Source organism: Candidatus Endomicrobiellum trichonymphae (assembly GCF_002355835.1).
Classification (GTDB): Bacteria; Elusimicrobiota; Endomicrobiia; order Endomicrobiales; family Endomicrobiaceae; genus Endomicrobiellum; species Endomicrobiellum trichonymphae.
In genome coordinates this window covers 1-5,518 of sequence record NZ_AP017460.1, presented here as the reverse complement: position 1 = coordinate 5,518, position 5,518 = coordinate 1, and the positions used below count along the sequence as shown (strand labels likewise).

Below are 5,518 nucleotides of genomic sequence, written 5' to 3'. Positions count from 1 at the left end.
TTTTCACAACAATCAAAAACGATGTGGACAGCGTGCTAATACAATTCAAGTCTTTATACGCACGCTTTATCGCTGGCTTTAGTTTTAGCCAGCTCTTTTTAACGGACTTGCAGTCCGTCTAACGGATTTACATCCGTTTTTTTAGCTTTTACAAGCTTTTCAAGGCTTATCACAGTCATTTAGCCTTTTTTTATTTTTTTAATTTATTTTATTTAAGGCTTTAGATTATGTGATAATGCCTTATTTTGGCACAATATTGGCATATTTTGACATTTTAAGACGTTTTTTGGCTTTATTATGCCAGAGAACGTCTGTTTTGCGTTATTTGAGGCTACAGCGCGCCTTTAACGCAGTTTTTACAATTTTTAATTGTTTTTTGGGTTTTAAAAGTACACAGAATAGATTTTAAAGACAAGACAATAAATAAGCGGGAATACCGCTACTTCTACTGGACAGCCTCAAGGGTGTTCCAGAGAACGTAAACGACAACAGATTTTTTCATTATTTTTTTTAAAGACAAGATTTTAGACAATGTTTGATATGGCTATTTTTACTTTTGTTTTTAGTTTTTATTAAAGACAAGGCAACGGCAAGGTATTATATAATTACTTTTTGGCAGAAAGAGAAAACTAAAAGAGAAAGATATTTTCTCTTTTGTAATTACAACCTTAATTTTTACGAACGTTGACCAATCTTTAGAGCCTATCCGCCAGAGCCTAAGAAGCCTGCATTATTCAACAGTCTCCGACTTAGGTTGACACTCGCCTTATAACTACTTTTCGGCATTACATAGCACAGAAAGCCTAAAGGTACTACATAACATCAAAATTATACATACGCACAAGCAAAAAAGCAAGTATAGGCTTTCAACAAATACTTGCTTTATGCTTTACCGTTTAAAGTAATTTTGGAGGTTAAATAATGTGAATTATTTAACATTACTATTATAACATTTTATTTTTTATTATTCATTCTATTTTTTTACAATATCATCTTTTCCAATCTCTGCTAAACATTTTTTTTAAACAACAGTCGACATCAATACTGTCTAGGGGAATAGTATTTTTGTTTACTCCTTTTTTTATTCTTATTCTTATGATTGGTCAATGTTATAATAGGTAATATATAGACCCTTTAAAGGCGGACAAACAGCACCTGCAGCATACCAACCAAGCCTGAAAGAAGCTTTAGCACAATACATAGAAAGCTTCATAGCAGCCATAGAAATCTTCATAGCAGCACCTGCAACACCTATCAAAGACCCGTATCGCATAACATCTTTGTAGCTAGAGATAAGGGGGCGGGAATCTGGTTCACAAATAGGACAATCAGGAGAAGTAAAATTTGAATAGACTGTTTTTAAACCCCTTTCATTTGCTCCAGCTACACACATATCCCAAACGCATCTATCATTTGTGCCCGCCGTGCAATAACAATTATTCCTAAAATATTTAGTACTGCCCTTAACGACACACTCAGCCGCACTTACTAAGTCAAGAAAACTAGCCATTACTAATAAAACAGCAAACATTTTCTTCATTTTTTGCTCCTAATCTATCATACCTCACACGTTTATTTATTTTAATGTACACAACCTTTAACAGGCACGATATTATTAATTACCCAAAAAGTATACAATAAACAGGCGCAAAAACCGTTGCCAAAAAGGCTCACCGTTGTTAATAATTTCTACAGGCGGCAGCCGGTGCTGATTTAATTGAGCGACAGCATTAAGACGCTCAGCATTATAAATATTATTATAAATATTTTTATTATCAGGAGGATTATTATCAGGAGGATTATTCGCAAAAGCAACATTAGTAAGCAACAATAAACACATTAAAGACATAATCATTTTTTTCATATTAACCTCTATAGGCTTTAGATTGTTCAGCACGATAAGCACATATATCAATACTTTCCTTAGCATACACATAATATAAATTCAGTTTGCATAATTCCTATTTAATATCATAGTTTTTATATCGTCTGCAATTTTCTAAAGCTTTATAATCCATAACTATTTTTAAAATCATTAAATCTAATTTAACATATCTAATAAATAATCTTGAGTATCATTTTTATTTTTTTTAGAATTTGTGTTATCATTAACTCTACATTAGCACTGTTATCGCCTACCTATGACAACCAGACAAGCACACAGTCAATAAACTAATAATCATTTTCTCATTTTTTAATTCCAATACTACTTACCAACAAAGGCAAGCAATACAACAAGCAAAATAATACCAATCACTCCAAATAAAAAAATACCTTTCGCCAGTCCTTTATAACCCAATAATACTAATAATATTAAAAATAAACACATTGCAATCATTAATTAATTTACTAAATTCACCGAGTAGATTTACAAAGCCAGCATCAGCTCAGTTTTATACTCACTGTTTTTTGACATACTAATCCTAAGAACTTCGTGATAGCAATAATGCTAAGTTTAGAATTATATTAAAGGAAACAGAAACAATTAAAACTATAGTACCTACTTTATTCCATTCAATACTTACTTTATTACATTCAGCCAATGACGAAACTTCCCTTGCTATTTGAGACTGAGATTTTTCTATTGAATGCAATGTCTCTATAGTTATAGCTTCGGCAGTTTTTGGTTCGGCATTGATCTCCGCTTTTGTGTTCATCGTAAAACATATCATCATTGCCAAAATAAGTATCATTCTCATCATTTGTTTCCCTTTTAATATCACAAATATTTTTTAAATTTCATTACAGACATATCCGCATTTAATCTTTTTTAACAACTTTTTTATTAATTATTTTTAAAGCCTTTTAACTTCTAAACAAACTCATCAATTATGGCATTACCATCAATACCATTATCCGCCAGTCTTTGCAAATAAAAGTCAATAGCCTCATCTATTGCAGCGTTGAGATTAAGGTCGTGATTATGACCAAGCATATCTATGCAAATTAAAGTTATGAACATAACAAATCCGAAAGAGACAGCATACATCACATCCTCTTTCCGTAACAAATTAGGATTAACTAGTTGAGAATAATCTATATTTTTAAACTCGCAAGCATCGCTATTATTTTTAACATTATCAAGCGATTTATATGTTTTGTCAACGTTTTTATCGCTAATCGCATTAACCTTATTTTTATAACAACCACTGCAAAGAACAGTCATCAACATAAAAGTTATAAGACACACGCATATTGTTTTCATAGTAATCAGATTCTTTTTTATTTTTTATTTCACTTAATATCCTTAGGCTAATTAATATTTTATCACAACTTTTTTTTAAAGATAAAGACAAGATTTTAGACAATGTTTGATATGACTATCTTTACTTTTAGATTTGAGCTTTTTTTTAAAGGAAGGCTTTTAAGAGAGGAAAGACAAGCACGGAGCTTCGCTCCTCTTATGCTTCGCATTCTATGTCAATTATACTGAATTGGTAGATGGGTTTAGCCTAGTTGTAGTTGGGCTAGTTGTGGTTGTATTTGTTGTTGAACTTGGGCTTGCAATTGTCCTATCCCGTTCTGGATTTGGTCTTGGACTTGCTGAAATTGTTGTATCAGGTTTGGGTCTTGATTTAGTTGCTGTAAATTGAATTGAGCCTGTAAGAAATGGTTTTGCAATTGCTGTAGGTACTGTATCTGGTCTTGGACTGGCATTTGTTGTATCTGGTCTTGGGCTTGCTGTAGCTGCTGCTGTATCTGTGCTAAATGCCACTGCATCTGGTCTTGGTGATTTTGTTGCTGGAATAGCCGTTCTTTCCATAACAAGTAAATAACTACTATACCTACAAAATATACCTGCTCTTTATGTTCACACAAAAAGTGTACAGCATCGTCAGCATACTTTTTCGCCTTATCCTGCCACCTCAACTCTGGTTCTTCGCTGGGAGTTTCCTTCTCTGTATTTTCACCTTGCGATGAACTGCCATTACCATTAGCATCTAATCCAATTAATTTATCGTCAAGTTCTTTTGTTTCCTCTTTTTCAATTATTCCATTATTATCGCTTTTTATAATATTGTCTGTCGGCTGGTCGGCAGAAGCGTCAGTATTCTGATTGCCTCTTATCTGGCTTTTAAGATTTCCGCATCCTGTCAAAAACAGAACAAGCGTTAAATATACGCATATAACTTTTTTAAATTTCATTTTTTTTCTTTACACTGTCCAGATATTTTTTTGTGTGTATCTTAAGGCAAGTTTGTATAACGAAGCAGATAAGTTTTATTCGGGTCTATTTTTTTAGCTGAATTTTTTTCATTTTATTTTTGACCAGCTAGCATATAGTATATCAAGTTTATACTGTTTCGTTTTCAGCTGAAAACGATTAAAGAAGCAATTATTATTTTATAACTTTTTAAGGCTCTTTTTGAACCCATCTGACATATATGTATATCAAGTTAAGCACCAATGGCAGGATTTCTATTGAAATCCATTTTTTTGAGCCTTTTAACGGCTCTTTTTTTTAAGGCTTTTTTATTGTATGGTACTTTTTGACTGTACTGGGAATGTAGAGATGTCACTAACTTACATCAAAAAAGAGATGGAATATACCATACATCTCAAAGACTACCACACCGGCACTATGCTGTCAATGTTCGTAGATAGCATTCAGTCCTCAGAATATATATACTATTGTAGTATATTCGTCAGATTATTTGAAATAAAATTGAAGGCATTAAAATGAATAAACTGATTGCCATGCTTATAATAACAGCAACGATAACTGGGTGCGGAAAGAATGTGGCTGGACTACCATACCAACAAACAAACCAGACATTTGTTCAAAAATCTGCAGCCCCAGAAAAGACTAAGTATGACATTGAACCTAGTCCTTCACCAACTCCACCACCAGACCCAGACGGATATTCCCAGATTTACGACCAACCCAGCACGTTCGAGAAAGTAACGATGGTGTGTCCTATCGTATCTCAGTTTGCTCTTTCTTTTCTTGCCGGCAAGGTGTTAATTCAAGTAGTTGATGGTCTTTTTATAGTGTTCCCATCATTGCTGGTAACAGGAACGCACTCCTTACTGGGATTGAGCATCATAACGGCTAGCTCGTTTATCCAGCCTTTAGTTTTAGCATCTTTCGCAATATATGCCGAAAAGAAAGGGGTGTCAAATTTATCTTTGGCTGGTATGTTTGGGATGACCGCATGGTCAACGTATTGTGCCGTCCCAGCTGTTAAAGAGTTTTTATTGAAGTTATGCGGTATTTAAATATTTCGGGTATAAAATCCAATAACGGACGGACGTATAGACTAACGGTAAACCTCTGCTATCCAAAACCAGCATCGGCGGTTTAAGGTCATGAGATTTTTAAAGACAAGATTTCAGACAACGTTTGATATGACTATTTTTACTTTTAGACTTGAGCTTTTTAAAGACAGACTGGAACGCATTTTATTGCGTTTTTCAAGTACTAGTATTAGACAATCAGTTATCGCCTTTTAGAGACTTTCCAATATTTTTTTACCAATCTTTTACATTTTAAAACATAAGTTTTTTTTCCACATTT

At 33.3% G+C, this 5,518-nt stretch carries 6 protein-coding genes; 1 reads left to right on the top strand and 5 read right to left on the bottom strand.

Annotated elements, in window-relative coordinates; all coding sequences use genetic code 11:
• Positions 1 to 1,093: 1,093 nt before the first annotated feature.
• The 5 genes from RSTT_RS05765 to RSTT_RS05745 all read right to left on the bottom strand — a co-directional run bounded on the left by RSTT_RS05765 (position 1,094) and on the right by RSTT_RS05745 (position 4,146).
• Entirely contained in the window at positions 1,094 to 1,540 is a 447-nt protein-coding gene (locus RSTT_RS05765) for a hypothetical protein (RefSeq protein WP_096526034.1), read from the bottom strand.
• 75 nt (positions 1,541 to 1,615) lie between these two features.
• Positions 1,616 to 1,864 (bottom strand): hypothetical protein, encoded by a 249-nt coding sequence (locus tag RSTT_RS05760; RefSeq protein WP_096526033.1) that lies wholly within the window; start codon positions 1,862 to 1,864, stop codon positions 1,616 to 1,618.
• A gap of 559 nt (positions 1,865 to 2,423) precedes the next feature.
• Positions 2,424 to 2,702, bottom strand: coding sequence for a hypothetical protein (locus RSTT_RS05755; RefSeq protein WP_149030066.1), 279 nt, complete (start codon positions 2,700 to 2,702; stop codon positions 2,424 to 2,426).
• A gap of 110 nt (positions 2,703 to 2,812) precedes the next feature.
• Positions 2,813 to 3,205 carry a hypothetical protein gene (locus tag RSTT_RS05750; RefSeq protein ID WP_096526031.1) on the bottom strand — a complete coding sequence of 131 codons (393 nt, stop codon included), beginning with the start codon at positions 3,203 to 3,205 and terminating at the stop codon, positions 2,813 to 2,815.
• Between the two features lie 242 nt (positions 3,206 to 3,447).
• Positions 3,448 to 4,146: a hypothetical protein gene (locus RSTT_RS05745; RefSeq protein WP_096526030.1), complete on the bottom strand. Its 699-nt coding sequence runs from the start codon at positions 4,144 to 4,146 to the stop codon at positions 3,448 to 3,450.
• Between the two features lie 534 nt (positions 4,147 to 4,680).
• Here RSTT_RS05745 and RSTT_RS05740 point away from each other — a divergent pair.
• Positions 4,681 to 5,220: a hypothetical protein gene (locus RSTT_RS05740; RefSeq protein WP_096526029.1), complete on the top strand. Its 540-nt coding sequence runs from the start codon at positions 4,681 to 4,683 to the stop codon at positions 5,218 to 5,220.
• The last annotated feature ends 298 nt before the right edge of the window (positions 5,221 to 5,518 follow it).

Bases quoted from the DNA above. Each gene is read 5' to 3' on its own strand.
- RSTT_RS05765 (WP_096526034.1), bottom strand. From the start codon at position 1,540: ATGAAGAAAATGTTTGCTGTTTTATTAGTAATGGCTAGTTTTCTTGAC.
- RSTT_RS05760 (WP_096526033.1), bottom strand. From the start codon at position 1,864: ATGAAAAAAATGATTATGTCTTTAATGTGTTTATTGTTGCTTACTAAT.
- RSTT_RS05755 (WP_149030066.1), bottom strand. From the start codon at position 2,702: ATGATGAGAATGATACTTATTTTGGCAATGATGATATGTTTTACGATG.
- RSTT_RS05750 (WP_096526031.1), bottom strand. From the start codon at position 3,205: ATGAAAACAATATGCGTGTGTCTTATAACTTTTATGTTGATGACTGTT.
- RSTT_RS05745 (WP_096526030.1), bottom strand. From the start codon at position 4,146: ATGAAATTTAAAAAAGTTATATGCGTATATTTAACGCTTGTTCTGTTT.
- RSTT_RS05740 (WP_096526029.1), top strand. From the start codon at position 4,681: ATGAATAAACTGATTGCCATGCTTATAATAACAGCAACGATAACTGGG.